The organism is Bosea sp. F3-2 (assembly GCF_008253865.1).
Classification (GTDB): domain Bacteria; phylum Pseudomonadota; class Alphaproteobacteria; order Rhizobiales; family Beijerinckiaceae; genus Allobosea.
Window position 1 is genome coordinate 1,873,613 of sequence record NZ_CP042331.1, and the last position, 18,924, is coordinate 1,892,536.

Annotated in this window: 13 protein-coding genes and 1 pseudogene; 7 read left to right on the top strand and 7 right to left on the bottom strand. The window is 66.4% G+C overall.

Annotated features, from left to right (window positions below):
• Positions 1–4: 4 nt before the first annotated feature.
• A pseudogene (locus tag FQV39_RS33100) lies at positions 5–549 on the top strand (sugar O-acetyltransferase).
• A 192-nt stretch (positions 550–741) separates the two neighbouring features.
• Positions 742–1,374: a LabA-like NYN domain-containing protein gene (locus tag FQV39_RS08715; RefSeq protein ID WP_149129931.1), complete on the top strand. Its 633-nt coding sequence runs from the start codon at positions 742–744 to the stop codon at positions 1,372–1,374.
• Positions 1,375–1,406: 32 nt separating this feature from the next.
• On the opposite strand, the gene smpB is transcribed toward FQV39_RS08715, so the two are convergent.
• The 3 genes from smpB to dapA are packed head-to-tail and all read right to left on the bottom strand — an operon-like array spanning position 1,407 to position 3,469.
• Complete coding sequence (gene smpB / locus FQV39_RS08720) at positions 1,407–1,880, bottom strand: SsrA-binding protein SmpB (RefSeq protein WP_149129932.1); 474 nt, start codon at positions 1,878–1,880, stop codon at positions 1,407–1,409.
• Complete coding sequence (locus tag FQV39_RS08725) at positions 1,877–2,524, bottom strand: FMN-binding negative transcriptional regulator (RefSeq protein ID WP_149129933.1); 648 nt, start codon at positions 2,522–2,524, stop codon at positions 1,877–1,879. The genes smpB and FQV39_RS08725 overlap by 4 nt, the downstream gene beginning before the upstream one ends.
• Before the next feature lie 51 nt (positions 2,525–2,575).
• Positions 2,576–3,469, bottom strand: coding sequence for a 4-hydroxy-tetrahydrodipicolinate synthase (dapA, locus tag FQV39_RS08730; protein ID WP_149129934.1), 894 nt, complete (start codon positions 3,467–3,469; stop codon positions 2,576–2,578).
• Between the two features lie 172 nt (positions 3,470–3,641).
• Here dapA and FQV39_RS08735 point away from each other — a divergent pair, with 172 nt between their 5' ends.
• From FQV39_RS08735 to FQV39_RS08755, 5 genes are all read left to right on the top strand, one after another.
• Positions 3,642–5,720 (top strand): lytic transglycosylase domain-containing protein, encoded by a 2,079-nt coding sequence (locus tag FQV39_RS08735; RefSeq protein ID WP_149129935.1) that lies wholly within the window; start codon positions 3,642–3,644, stop codon positions 5,718–5,720.
• 241 nt (positions 5,721–5,961) lie between these two features.
• Positions 5,962–7,116 (top strand): amidohydrolase, encoded by a 1,155-nt coding sequence (locus FQV39_RS08740; RefSeq protein ID WP_149129936.1) that lies wholly within the window; start codon positions 5,962–5,964, stop codon positions 7,114–7,116.
• Positions 7,113–8,408 carry an MFS transporter gene (locus FQV39_RS08745; protein ID WP_149129937.1) on the top strand — a complete coding sequence of 432 codons (1,296 nt, stop codon included), beginning with the start codon at positions 7,113–7,115 and terminating at the stop codon, positions 8,406–8,408. Before FQV39_RS08740 ends, FQV39_RS08745 begins: the two co-directional genes overlap by 4 nt.
• Positions 8,409–8,418: 10 nt before the next feature.
• Positions 8,419–8,847, top strand: a complete 429-nt coding sequence (locus FQV39_RS08750; RefSeq protein WP_149129938.1) for a MarR family winged helix-turn-helix transcriptional regulator — start codon at positions 8,419–8,421, stop codon at positions 8,845–8,847.
• A gap of 80 nt (positions 8,848–8,927) precedes the next feature.
• The gene (locus tag FQV39_RS08755; RefSeq protein ID WP_149129939.1) at positions 8,928–9,821 is read left to right on the top strand and encodes an alpha/beta fold hydrolase; all 894 of its coding nucleotides are present in this window, start codon (positions 8,928–8,930) and stop codon (positions 9,819–9,821) included.
• A gap of 11 nt (positions 9,822–9,832) precedes the next feature.
• Here the strand turns inward: FQV39_RS08755 and FQV39_RS08760 are convergent, their stop codons facing one another.
• From FQV39_RS08760 to FQV39_RS08775, 4 genes are all read right to left on the bottom strand, one after another.
• Positions 9,833–10,171: a hypothetical protein gene (locus tag FQV39_RS08760; RefSeq protein ID WP_149129940.1), complete on the bottom strand. Its 339-nt coding sequence runs from the start codon at positions 10,169–10,171 to the stop codon at positions 9,833–9,835.
• Between the two features lie 9 nt (positions 10,172–10,180).
• Entirely contained in the window at positions 10,181–12,535 is a 2,355-nt protein-coding gene (locus tag FQV39_RS08765) for an OmpA family protein (RefSeq protein WP_187640219.1), read from the bottom strand.
• 265 nt (positions 12,536–12,800) lie between these two features.
• The gene (locus FQV39_RS08770) at positions 12,801–14,189 is read right to left on the bottom strand and encodes a porin (protein WP_149129942.1); all 1,389 of its coding nucleotides are present in this window, start codon (positions 14,187–14,189) and stop codon (positions 12,801–12,803) included.
• Between the two features lie 403 nt (positions 14,190–14,592).
• A complete protein-coding gene (locus tag FQV39_RS08775; RefSeq protein WP_149129943.1) occupies positions 14,593–18,888 on the bottom strand; it encodes a translocation/assembly module TamB domain-containing protein in 4,296 nt (1,431 codons plus the stop codon).
• Between the last annotated feature and the right edge of the window lie 36 nt (positions 18,889–18,924).

The following is an 18,924-nucleotide window of genomic DNA, read 5'->3' on the forward strand; positions in this document are numbered from 1 at the left end:
AGCGATGCGCAGCGAGAAGGACAAGATGCTCGCCGGCGAACTCTACCGCGCCGACAGCCCCGAGCTCATCGCCGACAACCGCCGCATCAGCACCTGGATGGAGCGCTTCAACGCCACCACAGCCACGCCTGAGCAAAGGCCCGCATTGATGCAGGAGGCGTTCCGCCATGCCGGGCGGGGCGTCACCATCCGCCGCCCTTCCATTGCGACTATGGCTACAACATCAGCCTGGGCGACGGAGTCTTCCTCAACTTCAACTGCGTGATGCTCGATGCCGTGGCCGTGACCATCGGCGACGGCACGCAGATCGGCCCCGGCGTCCAGATTCTCACCGCAGATCATCCGCGCGACCCGGCCCAGCGCCGGCAGATGCTGGAATTCGGCCGCCCGGTCAGGATCGGGTGCAATGTCTGGATCGGCGGCGGCGCGATCATCCTGCCGGGCGTTACGATCGGGGACGATGCGATCATCGGCGCGGGCAGCGTGGTCACACGCGATGTGCCCGCGGGGCGTACGGCGGTGGGCAATCCCGCGCGACTGCGGCCTTGATGCCCCGACACAGCCCACCCGTTCATCGGCACGATTGTCGCGGGCCGCAGCGCCGCGGCAGCGCGCCGCGCTGCGTCAGGACGCCACGGGCCCAGTTTGAAACTTGTCAAATTTCATTCATGAACGACATTGTTCAAACGCCTTTTGCTTCCATCTTTATTACTTGAAGTCATTTCAGTAGGAGTGATTGCCATGAACGGCGCACCGCGCATCGCGCTTTTCATCGACGGCGCCAATCTCTACGCGACCTCGAAGCAGCTCGGCTTCGACATGGATTACCGCCGCCTGCTGCGGGAGTTCCAGAGTCGCGGCAATCTGATCCGCGCCTTCTATTTCACCACGCTGGTCGAGAGCGAGGAATACTCCTCGATCCGTCCGTTGGTCGACTGGCTCGACTACAACGGCTACCGCGTCATCACCAAGGCGGCCAAGGAGTTCACCGACGCCACAGGCCGACGGCGCGTGAAGGGGAACATGGATATCGAGCTGGCGATCGAGATGCTCGAGCTCGCGTCACATCTCGACCAGATCTACCTGTTCTCCGGTGATGGCGATTTCCGCCCGCTGGTCGAGGCGGTGCAGCGCAAGGGCGTCAAGGTCTCCGTCGTCTCGACGATCTCGACCAATCCGCCGATGGTTTCCGACGAGCTGCGCCGGCAATGCGACGAGTTCGTCGACCTCGCCCAGCTGATGCAGAAGGTCGGACGCGACCCGTCCGAACGTGCGAGCCGCACGGGCGGCCCCGCCGCCCCAGCCGCACCGGGCAACCCCGCTCTGGAACGGCGCTACGGCATCCGCCAGGGCGACGAGCCGGTCGAAGGGTGAAGGTCTAGCGCGACTGCGGCAGAGACGGGGCTCTATCCACTGCTCTTCAAGAGCCGCTGCTTGTCGCGGTTCCAGTCGCGGGTTTTCTCGGTCTCGCGCTTGTCGTGGAGCTTCTTGCCCTTGCCGAGGCCGAGTTCGACCTTCGCCCTGCCCTTGTCGTTGAAATAGACCTTGAGCGGGATCAGAGCCATGCCCTCGCGCTGGACCGCGCCCATCAGCTTATTGATCTCGCGCCGGTGGAGCAGGAGCTTGCGCGGCCGGCGAACCTCATGGTTGAAGCGGTTCGCCTCCAGATATTCCGGGATATAGGCGTTGAACAGGAAGAGTTCCTCGCCCATCGGGCCAGCATAGCTCTCGCCGATCGTCGCCTTGCCGCCACGCAGCGACTTGATCTCGGTGCCCTGCAAAGCGATGCCCGCCTCCAGTGTCTCCTTGATCTCGTAATTGAAGCGCGCCTTGCGGTTGTCGGCGGCGAGCCGGTAGCGGGCAGGATCAGGCTTCTTCATGCAGTTCCACTGAATCCGTGTTTTTTCACCAGCGAGGCCATCGCCTGCGAATCCGTTTCGGGATCGGCGATCAGGCCGTTGAGGACACCGAGCTTGTCGTCCTCCCGCCGGTTCTGGCTGAGTTTGAACTTGCCGATGATCGAGGCGATCTCGACCTCGACGCCGACGATACCGCGCGCCTGCGCCGCGATGAAGGGTTCCGGCGCGTCCGAGACCGCCCAGGGCTCGGCGCGCGGGGCTTCCTGCTGCTGCGTCAACGACTCGAGCTGGGCGCGCAGCCAGGCCGGATCCTCAATCACGCGGGCCGGCCCGCGGACCTGCACGGTGACGTAGTTCCAGGTCGGCACGACCTTGCCGGTCTCGCGCTTGGTCGCATACCAGGCCGGCGTGACGTAGCGCTCGACACCGGTGAAGATCACCAGCGTCTCGGCACCGGCCGCGATCGCCTTCCATTGCGCGTTGGGGCGCGCGAGATGAGCGCGCAGCACACCGTTCTCGCCGAGGTCCTCATGCAGGACGAAGGGCACTAGATTGGCGATGAGGCCGCCCTCGCCGACCGTCACCATCGTGGCGAGCGGATGCTGGCGGATGACCCCGTGAAGCTGCGCGCGATCTTCGACCTTGAAGTGACTGGGCTCGTACATTTCCGGAATTCCCTGGCGTCGGCCGGGCGACCGGACGAGCGCAATCCCTATTTAGGTATTCAGCAGCCCGGCGAAAACCATGGCCTCGCGGATGGTCTTGCCAGTTTCTGCCGAGACCGGCAGCAATGGCAGGCGGACCTCCTCCTCGATGCGGCCGAGCAGCTTGAGGCCGTGCTTGGCCCCGGCGAGGCCGGGCTCCTTGAAGGTCGCATCGTGGAGCGGCACCAGCCGGTCCTGCACCTTCAGCGCTGTGGCGAAATCGCCCTTGAGCACGGCGTCCATCAGATCGGCGCAGAGGCGCGGCGCGATATTGGCGACGACCGAGATGCAGCCATGACCACCGGCCGCCATATAGGCCAGCGCCGTCATGTCCTCGCCCGAGAGCTGGATGAAGTCCGGCCCCATGGCGTGGCGCTGCTGCGAGACGCGGGCGAGATTGGCGGTGGCATCCTTCACGCCGGCGATGTTCTTGAGCTCATAGAGCCGCGTCATCGTCTCGACCGACATGTCCACCACCGAGCGCGGCGGGATGTTGTAGATGATGATCGGGATGCCGATCGCATCGTTCACCGCCTTGAAGTGCTGGTACATGCCCTCCTGAGTGGGCTTGTTGTAGTAGGGCGTGACCACCAGAACGGCATTGGCGCCGGCCTTTTCGGCATGGACCGCCAGGTCGATCGCCTCGATCGTGTTGTTGGAACCGGCGCCGGCGATCACCGGAACGCGGCCCTTGGCCTGATCGACAACGATCTCGACGACGCGCTTGTGCTCGTCATGCGACAGCGTCGGGCTTTCGCCGGTGGTGCCGACCGGAACCAGACCGGTCGAACCGCTCGCGATCTGCCATTCGACCAGCGCGCGCAGCGCCTCCTCGTCGACCTTGCCGGTTTTGAAGGGGGTGACCAGAGCGGGCATCGAGCCGGTAAGGGCAATGTGCTTGGTCATGGGGCAGGTCCTGAAGCGAAGTACGGGTTGTCGGGCCGCCACACATAAACCGTCGTTTGGTCAAGGCAAAGCCGGCAATGCATGAAAATCCGTGGCCTCATAGTTAAGCCTTCATCAACCCCCTTCCCCGACCATCAATCCCCGATGCCTGCCCCCAGGATGGAGTCCCGCCATGGCCTCGCCTGCTGCCGCGAGGAGACTGATCGGCTTGCTGCTGCCTGCGTTGCTCAGCGCCTCGACAACGCAGGCAGGTGACGACGGCATGCTGGCGAGCCAGCGCAAGCTCGCCATGATCGGCGACGTCGAGACCACGGGCGCGCTGCTGCCCTATCCGCCCTCCACCCTGCGCGGCGAGGATGCAATCAATCTGGACGCCGTGAAAGCTGCCGTCGCCGCCTATCGCCGCGGCGCGCTCGGCGACGGCGACGAGCTTGCGGCCCGGATCGAGGATGGCGCCATTCGCACGCTGCTCGAATGGGTGGCGATCCACGCCAATGCAGGCAGCGTATCGTTCGCGCGGATCGACGCCTTCCTGCGCGAGCATCCGAACTATCCCGCAACGACCCGTTTTCGACGTCGCGCCGAAGAGGCGCTGATCGCTGAAAAGAAAAGTCCGCTGGTCGTCCGCGCGTTCTTTCACGGCCAGCAGCCGGTCTCGCCGGCAGGGCGGATCGCTCTTGCGCTCGCGCTCAAGGACGAGGGGCGAACCGAAGAGGCCGTTGCTCTCGTGCGCCAGAGCTGGCGCAAGGACCCGTTCGGGCAAGCGTTGGAGAAGATCGTCCTCAAGGAGTTCGAGACAGCGCTGACGAAGGACGACCATCGCCTGCGAACGGAGCGCTTCCTGTTCAAGGAAAACGGCGAGGCAGCGTTGCGCAATGCCGCCCGCGTCTCGGCTGATTATGTCGTGCTGGCCAGGGCGCGGCTTGCCAGCGCCGGAGCGCGCCGGCCGATTTCCGAGAAGCAGATCGCGGCCGTCCCGGCCTCCGTTCGCAGCGACGTCTCCTTCGCCTTCCTGCAGGCGCAGCAGGCGCGCCGTGCCGACAAGCTCGACGATGCGGTGAAGGCGCTCGCCAATATTCCGCGCGATCCAAAGCTGCTCGGGGACGGCGACGGCTGGTGGGAAGAACGGCGGATCATTTCGCGCAAGCTCCTCGATGCCGGCCAGCCGGCGAAGGCCTACGAGGTCTCGGCCGGCCATGGCGCCGAGGACGCGGCCCAGCGCATCGAGGCCGAGTGGCATGCCGGCTTCATCGCACTCCGCTTCCTGAAGAAGCCGGATGTGGCGCAGAAGCATTTCGATGCCGCCGCGGCCATCGGCGAAACGCCGATCTCGGTCGCACGCGCCGCCTATTGGCGGGGCCGCGCCTATGAGGAGCTAGGCCAGGCCGAGGAAGCGAAGGCTGCCTTCGGCAAGGCGGCCGAACAGCCTGTCGCCTATTACGGCCAGCTCGCGCGGGCAAAACTGGGTCTGGACCGTCTGCCGCTTCGGAGCACCTCGGCCGCCGCCCTCGAGGGATTGCCGGGCCATCGCGGTGTGCGGCTGCTCTACCGCATCGGCGAGCGCGACCTCGCCACGCTGATGCTCAATGATCTGGCGCAGCGCCTGCACACCACCGAAGCGCTGGAAGCCATCGCGGCGATCGCCCAGCGTGAAGCGGATGCACGCGCGCTGGTCGGCATCGGCAAGGCGGCGCTGCAGCGCGGCTTCCCGCTCGACATGGCCGCCTATCCGGTCAACGGCATCCCGGAATTCGACGTGCTCGGCGATCCGATGGAACGCGCCATCGTCCACGCCATCGCCCGGCAGGAAAGCGCCTTCGACCCGTCCGCCATGTCCCATGCCGGCGCGCGCGGGCTGATGCAGATGATGCCTGCGACCGCGCGTGAGACGGCGCGCCGCGCGGGCCTGCCCTTCGACTGGGAGAAGCTCGGGCAGGATCCGCTCTATGCGGCGCGGATGGGCGCCGCCCATCTCAACGACCTGCTGAAGGAGTGGCGCGGCTCCTACATCCTGACTTTCGCGGCCTATAATGCCGGCTCGCCGAACGTGAAGAAATGGATCGCCGCCTATGGCGACCCGCGCGATCCGGAGGTCGATGCCGTCGACTGGGTCGAGCGCATTCCCTTCTCCGAGACACGCAACTACGTCCAGCGCGTGATGGAGAATCTGCAGGTCTATCGCGAGCGGCTGAACCAGCGCACTGCCTATCTGATCGACTACGACCTGAAGCGCGGCGGCAAGCGCGACTGAGGTCTGTCCTGTCAGGGAGCCGAGTTCGTCATTCCGGGCGAAGCGAAGCGGAGACCCGGAATCCATCATGGAGCGCCGCCCTTCGATGGATTCCGGATCGACGCGGCTTCGTCGCTTGTCCGGAATGACGGGCCTGTTTCAGCCGAAGCGCCCGACCGTTCAATGGCGCAGCAACCATTTCCCCATCGTTTGCAATATTTGAAACTTTCAATTACCCATTTCCTGCAGCGGAGGAACTTCGATGCTGCAGGACATTGCCGATTTCGCGCCGACGCTTCAGGCTTGGCGCCGCGACCTTCACGCCCATCCCGAGATCGCCTTCCAGGAATTCCGGACCTCGGACTTCGTCGCGCATACGCTTGCCTCCTTCGGTGTCGAGGTTCAGCGCGGGCTGGGCGGCACCGGACTCGTCGGCGTCATCAAGGGCGCGGCGGAGGGGCCGACCATCGGGCTGCGCGCCGATATGGACGCGCTGCCGATGGATGAAGAGACCGGGCTCGACTACCGCTCGAACACGGACGGCCAGTTCCATGGCTGCGGCCATGACGGGCATACGGTGATGTTGCTGGCGGCCGCCCGCCACCTTGCCGCCAACCCGCCCAAGCGCGGCAAGGTCCATCTGATCTTCCAGCCGGCCGAGGAGATCGGTCAGGGCGCCGAGCGCATGATCGCCGACGGGCTGTTCGAGCGCTTCCCCTGCTCGGAAGTCTACGCGCTGCACACCATCCCGCTCTATGAGGAAGGCACCGCCGCCGTCCGCCCCGGCCCGACGCTGAGCGGCACCACGGTCTTCGAGATCCGGATCGACGGCGTCGGCGGTCATGGCGCCGCGCCCCATACGACAATCGATCCGCTCCAGGTCGCGGCGCGGCTCGCGAGCGAGATCTCCTCGATCGTCGGGCGCCATGTCGATCCGATGGAGCCGGCCGTCATCAGCCTGGGCCGTCTCTGCGCCGGCACTGCCGCCAACATCATCCCGGCCTCGGCCGAACTCAGCGGCACGATCCGTACCTACGATCCGGCAACGGAAGCTCTCATCATCGAGAAGCTCGACGCGATCTGCCGTGGCTTCGCGGAGATGTCTGGCTGCACGATCACCTGCACGAAGAAGGCAAGCTGCCCGCCCTGCCTTAACGACCCGCGTGCCGCTGCAGCTGCTGCGGCGGCTGCCGGCACGGTTCTCGGCGAGGCGAAGGTTCGGACCGACCTCAGGCCCCTGCCCTTCTCCGACGACTTCGCGCTGATGCTGCGCCAGTGGCCCGGCGCCTACATCTTCCTCGGCCAGCCCGGCGCGATGTGCCACCATCCGACCTTCGATTTCGACGACCGCCTGCTACCGATCGGCGCCAGCATCCTGTGCCGTCTCGTCGAGCGCCAGACTGGAGCCAACGCATGACTGCCGCAGCTATCCAGATTGGACAGCCACGCTCGCCCGCGATGGTCCGCCGCGCCGTGATCTCCTCGGTGATCGGCAACGGCCTCGAGTGGTACGACTTCCTCGTCTACGGCTTCTTCGCCACCATCATCTCGCAGGTCTTCTTCCCGAGCTCCGACCCGCTCATCTCGGCGCTGCTGACGGCAGCGACCTTCGCGATCTCCTTCCTGGTGAGACCGATCGGCGGCGTGCTGCTCTCGACCTATGCCGATCGCTTCGGCCGCAAGCCGATCCTCACGGTGATGATCCTGATCATGGGGTTCTCGACCGTGCTGATTGGCCTGACGCCGAGCTATGCGACGATCGGCATCCTCGCGCCGATCCTCGTCATCATCGCCCGCATCCTGCAGGGCATCTCGGTCGGCGCCGAATTCGCCTCGGCCACAGCGATGCTGGTCGAATACGCGCCGCCCGGCCGCAAGATGACCTATGGCAGTTTCCAGATGTGCTCGCAGGCGCTGGCTCTGGCGCTCGCAGCCTTCTCCGGCTACGCGCTGGCGACGCTGCTCACGCCGGAGGCGTTGCAGGGCTGGGGCTGGCGCATTCCCTTCCTGCTGGGATCGCTGATCACGCCGCTCGGCTTCTATATCCGCCGCTTCGTCGACGAATCGCCGGAGTATGAGAAAGAGGCCGGCAAGAACACCGGCCGCACACCGTTTCGCGCCGTGCTGGCCGAGCATCGCAACGCGCTGCTGCGCTGCTTCGGGATCATGATCCCGGGCACCGCTTCCAACTATGTCTGGTTCATCTTCCTGCCGGGTTATGTCGTGCGGCAGCTCAAGCTACCCTTCACCAGCGCGATGCTGAGCTCGCTGATCGGCGGCATCCTGCTGTTCGTCTTCGTGCCGATCATGGGCCATCTCGCCGACCGCTGGAGCCCGCGCCGCATCTGGCTCCTGGGCATGCTGAGCTTCTCGCTGCTTTCCTATCCGCTCTTGGCCTATGTCGTGGCGGAGCCGAGCTTCGAGCGGCTGCTGCTGGTGCAGGCGATCTGTGCGCTGCCGATCGCGGCGATCTGGGCGCCCACGCCGGGTCTGCTCGCCGGCATGTTCCCGACGGATGTCCGTTCGACCGGGATGTCGGTTGCCTACAATGTGGTCGTGCTGCTGTTCGGCGGGCTCGCGCCCTTCACACTGACCTGGCTGGTGGCGAAGACGGGCTCCGATCTGGTGCCAGCCTACTATCTGCTGGCCTGCGCGGCGCTCTCGCTGACCGCGCTCACGCTGGCGGGTCGGCAGAGCAACAAGCGCTGACGAGCTGGCGATGCCGCCGCGCGACGCCTTCCTGACCTTCCGGCTGGATCAACTCAGCCAGACCGCGATGGCGAAGGCCTCGCAGGTCTACAAGGCGCAGCTCGGCCTCAACATCCGCGAGCTGCGCGTGATCCGCGCCATTGGGGACGCGCCGGGGCTGTCGTCCCGTGCGCTCTCGGAGGCGACCTTCATCGAGCAGACGCTGATTTCCAAGCATCTGCGCAAGCTGGTGGACGAAGGCTATGTCCACCGCCAGCTCGAAAGCGCCGATGCTCGCAAGGTCGCACTGGACCTGACCCCGAAGGGCGAAGCCGTCCGGCAGGAGGCCGACCGGCTTGGCGAGGAGATGGAGCGCGACTTCCTTTCCGCACTGACGCCGGACGAACTCGACATCTTCAACCGCTGCCTCGTCAAGCTGCGGGGTTGGGGAGCGTCCTGATCGTCCAGCCATGAAAGCCGGCTTTCGCGCTCGACATGAGCGTGGTTAGGTGCCTTGCAGCCCGTCGCTTCGAGTTCCTCATGATCACGGATACCGCCTTCACCTCCCGCTTCGTCAGCGCTCGCGACGGTTTAAAACTGCACCTGCGTGACTATGGTCCGCTCGAAGCGACCACGCTGCCGGTCGTCTGCCTGCCGGGCTTCGCGCGCACTGCTGCCGATTTCCACGAGCTGGCATTGGCTCTCGCGCAGGACGAAGCAAAGCCGAGGCGCGTGCTTGCCCTCGACTATCGCGGCCGCGGGCTCTCGGACTACGACCGCAACTGGAAGAACTACGATATCCGCATCGAGCTCGACGACCTCATGCAGATTCTGGTCGCGATGGGCATCGAACAGGCAATTTTCGTGGGCACTTCGCGGGGCGGGCTTCTCACGATGGCGCTGGCCGCGGCCCGGCCGGCCGTGATCCGCGGCGTGGTCTTCAACGATGTCGGCCCGGTGATCGACGCGCGCGGCCTGCTGCGCATCCGCGGCTATGTCGGCAAGCTGCCGGTGCCGCGCAGCTTCTCGGAAGGCGCCGAGATCCTGAAGCGGCTCTCTGATCAGCACTTCCCGGCACTCGGCGAGGCTGAATGGGAGATGATGGCCCGCCGCACCTGGACGGATCGCGAAGGCCCCCTCAAGCCAGACTACGATACCAGGCTCATGAAGGTTTTGGAGGAGCTCGATCTCGAAGCGCCCTTGCCGGTGCTCTGGACCTATTTCGACGGGCTCAAAGCGGTGCCGCTGCTGGCGATCCGCGGCGCGAACTCCGATCTGCTGGCCGAGAAGACCCTGCAGGAGATGGCCGAGCGCCATCCCGATTGCGAGATCTATACCGCGCCCGGGCAAGGTCATGCCCCGCTGTTGGGCTCGAAGGACATGACCCGGCGCATCGGCAAGCTGATCGCGCGGGCCGAGCGCCAGGCCGCCTGAATTCAGGGTTTCTACGGCTCTCCCCTGCGTTCATCGGATGGCTGCGGCGCCTGCGCGGAAGCCCCGACGGCGCTCGCAGCGGCTGGTCTGGGAAGCAAACTGGCACAGACGCAGCCTGCCCAGTACGCCGCGATGAACAGCAGCGCCGTTTCAACCCATGTGGCAACGGCACCGTTGAGCCACTGGAACCAGGCCAAGACTGCACCAACGGCCCAGAGCACGGCGATGAAGGTCCAGGCGCCGTTCCACAGCCGGGCCTTCCCACCATCATGGCTGATCCAGCCCATGGCGAGCCCCAGGCCAAAGGCGGCGAGCAGGAACCAGACGAATTGGCTGGCGAGATAGAGCATGTCCACCTCCTACTTCGCCACCGTGAACTGGACGCGGCGATTCATCGCCTTGGCTTCCAGCGTGTCGTAAGGCACGAGCGGGCGCGTGCTGCCATAGGCTTTGACCGCAAGCTGGCCGGTATCGATGCCACGCCGCACAAGCTCGTCGCGCACACGCAGCGCCCGCCGAAGCGACAGCTCCATATTGTCGAAGCCGCGCCACTCACCATCGCGATTGGCGTGCCCCTCGATGGTGACCGGAGCGCCCGGGCATTTCTTGAGGATAGCCGCCGCCTCGCCGATCACCCGCTCGGTCGTCGCGTCGAACTCGACGACCGAGGTTCCTTGCCCGAACAGAACGGTGTTGCGCGTGATCAGGCCGTCGAGATCGTTCTGACAGCTTGCCGGCGGATCGACGATGCAGCCGGTCTGACGCAGGCTGATCACGGCATCGGCCTTGAAGCTCGGCGGCAGGCCAGAGGCGGCGCTGGTCTCGACCTCGCTCCGGATCAATTCGCGGCAGGTCAGTCCGCGGATGCTGACGCGGTCGTCCTCGACAGAAGCGGAACCGAGATCCAGCCGGAGCAGATCGGTGAGGACAACCCGCGCAGCAGTGCCGAAGCCGGCCGGAGCTCCCGGCACGACGATCGCCCTATCGTCGAGCCGATCCTTGAGCGGGGAATCGGCAATGACGGCACGGAGAGCTGCCCGCGTCATTTCGTCGGGAAGATAGCCGGCCAGACGCAAACCGGTACGATTCACGGACAACGCCAGCCAATAAGGCCGCACCAGGACGCTATCCGACAGTGACGCCATGGTGAGCCCTGCCGGAACATCTCGGGCGAGGAGATCATGCAGCGCAGCCAGCCCTGCGGCGTCCGCAACCTCGCCGGCAACGACCAGGGCCTTGTCGCGGATCGTCACAGATCCCGTCTTCAGCCGCGACAAGGCCCCGAGCGCGAAGGATAGCGATGCCGGAACATCGAGCTCAGAGCGCAACGCAGAATCGATGGTCATGCGATCGTCAACCGCCGTTTCTCCGAACAGGCGCCGCGCCGTAGCCAGCGCATTGGCGCGCTCCGCTTCGCTCGGCAGAACTCCGCTCAGAGAAACGCGACCGTCAGCACGTCTTGCGTTCCATTCGAGCTGGATCGGGGCCGTCGCTGGCAGCGCGTTTGTCGGGCCAGTAAGCGGAGCGGAAGGCGGCGCCGGTAGCGTCGCAGGTCCGGAACCGGGGAGTGTGGTGGAAGCTGAGGCGGGGCGACCGGGTGCGGGAGTTGCCGGCAGCACATCGTTCAGGATCGGGCCCGGCACCGCGGGCAACGGCACCTCTACGGGAGCTGGAGGCGGCTCGGGAGGGCAGTCGATCGCGACCCGCGCGACCGAATCGGGACCGTCCATCTGTGCAATCTGCAGGCGTAGCGCCTGGCAGGCCTCATAATTATCGGGTCCCTTGCCGGAGAGCGTGTAAACATCCCCGCTGAGCTCGGCCCTGCCTTCCCGAAGCCGGGCCAGGTCAGCAGCGGCCCGAGCGATTTTTTCCAAAAACGCGGACGGTGCACCGTCTCCAGGCTGCAATTCGTCGCGCAACATTGTCGCTGCCCCGAAGGCGCGCTGCACCACCTGCAGGAGCTGTCTGTGGATCTCGTCGTTAGGGTAGAATCCCCGCAGGACGAGTTCATTGTCGGAGCGGCGCTCGGCGCTCCACCGGTACGGCGTGACGGTCGGAGGTTCGAGATCGCACTTCACCGCCTGGAAGCCGGGCCGGGCCAGCTGCGCCACGGCGGCCTCCAGAGCGCGGAACGCGTCGGGAGACACGGCCCTCCCCTCGATGCAGAAGCGACTGTCATCGAGCGCGATCCGGCCCGAGGCCAATTTCGGCAATTCAGCAATCATCGCAGCGGTCATTGCGGCAAAGCCGTCCGGCGCGCCGAAGGCGATGGTCTGACGGTCGTCTATCCGCAGTCCGGGTAACGCCGCGCCCGCGGCAACGAGATTGGCTGCGGCGGTCTGGATATCCGGGACAAAGCCGCCAAGCGTGACGGCGTCCGGTAGCCGGCCCGCGAACCATGAATAGGGCTTCTGTGCAACGACCTGCGACAGACCGCCCAGCGCCCGGCGAACGCCGAATTCGGCCCGCAGTTGCGCCATGGCGCGGGTTGCACCATCAGTCGAGAGAACCTCTCCGGCAATCGTGACGTCGCGGCCCTCGACCTGCGCCACAACAGGACGGGCGCCCGGGGCTTGGCCCGCCGCTATAGCAACTGCTCGCACGGCGCGCTCGCCGACATCCTGCTCGATGGCCGCGTCGAGCCCGACATTGCCGGCTCCCCAGAGGAGAACCAGTGGTATCAGCCCCCAAAGCCAGCGCGCCGGCTGCGACATGTCACGCCCCCTCACCTGCGCCGGCCTATGCTCAGGCCCAGGCATCCGACAACCGCGACCGTTCCATTCTATCAATAATTGACCTGACGATCCGCAGGCTTTGATGCCGCCTTGCACCGTCCCGTCCGGGTCGCCGACTCGAACGATGCATCCCTCAGATCAGGCTGGACCGTGAACGCCCGTCAACCACGGCGCTCCCCAACTCACAGGCAATAAAAAAAAGCCCCGGGTTTCCCCGGGGCTTCCGACTGAGATCGGAGACCGATCAGAAGTCGCGCTGGATGCGCAGGCGGCCAGCAACGGTGTCGTCGGACTTGATGCCGAGCAGGTTGTTGCGGACGGCGTTGTTGCTGAGGTCGCCGACCGGCGTACGGACGTCGAGGTGCGAGTAGAGCACTTCGACACCGATATCCAGGCCCGAAACCGGCGACCAGATCAGGTTGGCAGCGATGATGAACTCCTTCGGGTCAGCCGAGCGAGCGGTCAGACCACCGAAGGCAATCGCATTCGCGTCGAGGTACTTGAACTTCACCTCGGAGTACGAACCGAAGATCTCCGAACGCAGGGTGGGGGTCCAGAAGTGACGGAACGCCGCAACGAGCGACCAGCCGGTCGAGTTGTCGACATTGCCGGTGATCGGGTTGATCGCGGCGTCGGCAAGCGTCAGGGCGCCGATGCGGCCGAGGCCGAAGGAGCCCGGGCTCCAGCCGAGATAGCCGAGGGCGCCGTCAGCATAGGCAGCCTGCAGCCACAGAGCGTCGCCAGCAGCGAGCATCGGCAGGTTGATCTTCACGCCGCCCTGGATGGCCCAGACCATCTCATCGCCGTTGACCGCAGTGGTCGAGAGCGCGGTGGCGTAGCTACGCTGGCCGACCATACCGGACAGCTGAGCGGAGCCCCAGCCCTGATCGACGCGCAGCGATGCGACGAGATCCGGGAAGTCCTGACCCTGAGCGGTAACACCAACAGCGCCAACGAGGGGGGTGGCCACGTTGAAGATCGCGCCCGGCAGCTCGCGGCCGCTCGTGCCCGAGGTACGGTCTTCAGCCGAGATCGTGGCCGAGAAGCCCGAACCGAAGGTCGCGGTGTAGGCCAACAGGTTGACGCGCGAGTCAGCCGTGCGAACCGAGTTGAAGCCGAGGTCGTTGGCGTAGAAGTCGAAGAACGACTGAGCGCGACCAGCGGTGATCGGGCCGAACTGCACGAAGGCGAGGTCGAGCAGCGAGCTGGTCGAGCTGGACGACGGGCCACGGACGAGGCCGGGGATGGTCGCGCCAACGTTGAACGGCGTAACGCCGCCGGCGGCGTAGATGCCGGTGTTGTTGGTCAGCTCGTAGCGCAGGAAGGTGCGCAGGGTGCCGTAGGCGGTCTGCGTGCGGACGTCGACGTTCAGACGGCCACGGGCGCGGGTGCCGTAGGCATCCTGGAAGTCGCTGTAACGCGTGCCGACGGCGTACTCGGCGCGGACGCGGCCCGAGATGCGCAGGCAGGAGTCAGTGCCCGGGATGTAGAAGAAGCCGGCACCATAGGCGGTGCAGACGCGAACGTACTCGACCGGAGCGGCCTTCCGCGAGGGAAGGTCGGCGGCCTGAGCCCCGGCGACCGCGGCGATGCCGGCGGCGGAACCGAGGAGGAGGCTCTTAACGAGCTTCATTTGGTAACCTCCAAAAGAGTTTCGAGACCCTCGGGCTTCAGCCTGCCCCCCGCCCCAGACTTTTAGCCTGATCGCAGAACCTGCCTATTCCCGGTCTTTCGCCCGCGTCACCGACCTATTTCGGAGGCGAAGACGAAAAACAGCGACCGGGAACGTCCCGACGCATTTCCACCATACGAAAGCGAACTTGCCGATCAACCACGATCCGCCGCTGAAGGCTGTGCATGGGGTGCTTTGAAATCCGGTGTTGCAGACGAGCCACGCTTTGACGCCCGAAATTTACGAACCATTAACCTCACCAGCGCCGGCAGGCTGGTTTTGAACAGATCCAAAGGGGAATCATGAAGCGCCGGAACCATTCAGGCCGCGAATCTTGGAGCAGCCGATTCCCAGGGCCGGATAGTCAGTATTCCCACTCGGCGCCGATTCCGACGGCCGCGCTGCCATCCGCTCCCGTTTCCGCCTGGAGCTTCAGGCGCTTCGTCACGTCGATGCCGACCGAGACACCGCTGTCCTCGGGCTTCGTCCCGACCTTCACGCCGACGGAGACGTTGTCGCTGATATAGCGCGAGGCGCCGACGGTCGGACCGCCAGCCCCCATCTGGATATCGAGATTGTCGACGCCGAGCGATTTGCGCAGCCGCTCGAAGGTGTCATCCCCGCCGCCGCCGGCGAACTGTGCTGCAGCCTGGGCGAGCTGAAGCGCCTGGAAAGGCGAAAGCGAGCCGGAAGCGCGAGCAAAGAGCAGCCGCGACAACACCTCATCCTGCGGCAGCTCGGGCTGGGAGGTGAAAGCGAAGCTCGGCTGGTCTGCCGGGCCGCTGACGATGATCTTGGCCGTCACATCGCCCGCACTGGTCTCGGCGACGAAGTCCAGTTCGGGAATCAACCCTCCGGCGAAGGTGAGTCTGCCGCGGCTGAAGTTGAGGCGTTGCGTGAGCACGTTGAGGCGACCGCGGCGCAATTCAAAGCCGCCGTCGAGGGCCGGCGCGGAAGAGGTGCCGCCGACGCGGATCTCGCCGCCGAGCTCGGCATCGATGCCGCGCCCGCGGATGAAGACGCGGTTGGGCGCCGACACCGTCAGTGCCAGCGCTGCGTCGAAGGCGGGAGCGGCCCGGCCGCGACCGCGTGCCTGCCTGGCCTTGCGCTCGGCGGCCAGCCTGGCGGCAGCGGTGCCGCGGGCATTGACGTGCTTGATGCCGTCCACCGGTCGCAGCGAGGCCGGCAGGCGATCCGGCACGGACACTTCGAGCGAGACGATATCGATGCGCCCGCCGATACGGGGGCGCTGCGCCAGCGGCCCGCTGATATCGAGATCCATTCCGGCGACGGCGGTGACAAGTCCGCTGGAGACGAGTTGGGCGCGATCGCCGCGGATGCGGATGTTGCCGGGGAAGCCCGCAGCCGGGTCCACCTTGACCTGACCGCTGGCCGAAATCGTGCCGCCATTCGGCGCACGCGCCGAAGCACGCTCGATCGTCAGATTGTCGCCATTCGCCGCGACGCGCGCCTCGATGGCATTGAGCCGGATGCCCTGCAGCGCATCCGTAAAGCTACCGTTCGACAAGGTGGCGTTGCCGCTGAGGCGCGGTGCGGACGCCGTGCCGCCGGCGCGCATGTCGATGGCGACGCTGCCGGTCACGCGCTGGCCGTTCACAGCGAGAACCGGATTGGCAAGGACGGCGTCGACACGGCCTTGCGCTGAAAGATCGAGCGGTCCGGTCGCGTTGAGAGGCGCCGTCCCGCGCAGCGTCAGGCTGGCACCCCGGCCGGCATTCACCGTGGCGGAAACGCTGGTCGCATCGCCCTTGAAGGCCCCCTCTCCCGTGATCTCGACCGGCGGCAGGCCGGCCTGACGCGTCTCGGGCGTCACCAGCTGGGCAACCCTCAGCTTCCAGGGGCCGGCGAGATCGCCCGGCTTGCCTTTGACTTGCGCCTCGGCGTTCAGGGTGCCGGAGAGATTCAGATTGGGCGATGCGATGCGGGCGGCCGCGAGAGGCACATCGCGGGCAGTGAAGCGCAGATCGAGCGTCTCGCCGGCCCGGCCGTCGAGCGTCACCCTGCCCTTGTCGATCATCAGAGCGAGACCGGCAATCTCGACCCCGGAGGTCGGGAAGCTCAGTGAGGCCGGATTGGCGAGCGTAATCGCCCGGCCGTCGCGGCGGGCATCGAAGGACGCGATCTCCAGCTTCAGCGGCTCGCCGGGCACGAGCCGGCCGGCGCCCTTCAGGGCAAAGCCGCGTGCATTGGCGCTCAGCGCAAAGGCGCTGGCGTCGGGCGCGCCTTTCGAGTCGAAACGGATGGCGCTGATCGTCTCGCCGGCCGCGACCGCGCGGTCGATGGCCACGGCCGCGTCGAGCATCGGCCGGCCATAGATGTCACGGGCGCCGAGCCTGGCATCGAGCTTGTCGATGGAAATGGACGGCCCGACGAGGCGCGCGCCTTGCGCCGTCAGGTCGACATCCTGTCGCCCATCCGGCGTCGCGAGGATGATGTCCGCATCGAGCTGGCCGCCCAGCTTGGTCAGCGCCAGCGCCGAAAGGTCATCGAGATTGCGCGCAGCCAGCGTCAGCCGACCGGCGGCGCGGCTCGCCGGATCGAGCGTGAGACCACCATTCAGCCGCACCGAGCCGATCGAAAGGTCGAGGCTCGAGAGGTTCCAGCTGTCGTCGGGCTGACGCGCGAGCTGGATCCGGCCGGTCGCCGGCTTGGCATCGACTTCGCCGTTCAGCGCGACGCTGGCGTTCAGCGCTCCCTGCAGATCCTTCGCGACGGCATCGATCGTCAGGCGCTGGATCGGCCGGGCGAGCGCGGTCGCGTTCGCGACGGCAATCCGCGCCGTGGCATCGAGCCTGTTCTGCGGGCCGGTGATCTCGGCGGTGATGTCGCCGCGGCCGGAGAGGCGCGGATCGGCGCGCTTGAGATCGGGCAGCGCAAGCGCGAGCTTCAGGCTGGACTGCTGCCGACCGAGCGAACCGTCGGCGGTGAAGGCGGCATGCTGCCCGGCCACACGCAGGCCGTTCACGGTGTAGTCGCCAGCAAGCGCATTGACCCGCCCGGAAAGGGTGAGATTACCCGCCAGCAACCGGTCCACGACGGCGGTGCCGGTGGCGAGGCGCTCGGCTTTGCCGTCGAGCGTCGCGGTGTAGTTGTTGAGGCGCGGTGTCGCATCGAGATCGGCCGTGACCTCCGCCCTGCCCCCGAGCGGACGCTCGGCAAGTCCGCTGAGGCGCGAAAGATCCGGCAGGACAGCCTTGAGTTTGCCGAGCATGCGCGCCTGGCCGAGCTTGCCCTTATAGTCGAGCTCGACGCCGGAAAGGGCGAGCTTCAACGTCTCGAAATCGGCGGTGCCGTCGTCCTGCGCAATGCCACGCAACGTGAAAGTGACTCTGTCGCCCACAGCCCGCGCTAACGCCTTGTCGGTCAAGACGATCCCGCTGGCTTCGCCGTCGGAGGTCAGCGCGATACGGGTGCCCGGCTCGCCGATGATGCCGGTCGGCGTCGCGTTGAAGGTCAGCCCGACCTTGCCGAACTGGCCGACCGGCATTTTGGCGTCCTGCGCGTCCAGCGTGGCGACCACGGTCGGGCCAGCGGCAGGCCCACGGATCGTCGCGTCGAAAGCCAGCTTGCCGATCTCGGTGCCCGAGGCGATCGTGCGGCCATTGGCATTCGGACGGGAGGAGGCGCTGACGCGCAGGTCGAGCGTCTTGTCGGCGTTATAGCGGCCGAGCACGTCGAGGCGCGCCAACGCGGACACCAGGGCAAGATTGCGAATGTCGACGCCACCGTCGTCGCGGAAGCCGACCGCGCCGTCGAGGCGGGTCGAACCTGCGAAGACCGGAGCGACCGGCGCCGGCACCAACCCTTCGATGCGCGCATCGAGCGCGAGCGCCAGCTGACGCTCGACTCCCGCCCGGTTGAGTGTCGCCGAGCCCTCCGCGCCGATCGTCGGCCCGGCGGTGAAGGTCAGGTTGGAGCGGAAGGAATCGAGCGGGCCGTCCCCGTTGAGATCGAGCTTGACCGGCGGTTCGCCGGGCAGCCCGGCCGCCTTCGAGATCAGGCCGCCCGCCGGCTCGTCGAGCTTGGCCGCCAGCCGCAGGCGCGTGCTTTCCGGCACGAAAGACAGGGTCACGTCGAAGGTGCCGCCCATGTCGAGCCGCTTCGCTTCGAGCTTGAGGTCGAGGCCCTCATTCGGTGGGCCGAGCCGCGCCGCGCCGGTAGCGCTGAGTCGCGCCGCCACGCCGACCACCGGCTCGCCGAGAACGAGTTCGTTGAGCTGGAAGGCGCGCAGGATCACCTTCAGCGGCAGCTCCGGCAGGATCGGCTCATTGCTCGGCGGCGCGGTTCCGGCCGGCTGCGGCGCGGGCTTGCGCAACACTTCCAGCTTGCCGATTTCGAGACGATCGACATCGAGACGGCGCAGCAGCAGCGCGCTGCGGGTCCAGATCAGGCGGACACGATCGAGGCGCAGCCAGACGCCGTCGCGATCGGAGAGAACGATGTCGCGAATCTCGACATCGGAGGAAAGCGCGCCATTAACCGCGCCGATCGAGACCTGGCTGGTGTCGCTGGAAAGCGCCTTCGAGATCAGGTCGGCGACGATGCCGCGGTCGGTCTGGGCGTTCTGTGCGAAACCACCGAAATGGGCCGACGCCAGAAATCCCGCCGTCAGCAGCAGGGCGAAAAGTACCAGAGCCATTCCACGCTTTTTCGAAGCGCGGAATGGCTCTACGTT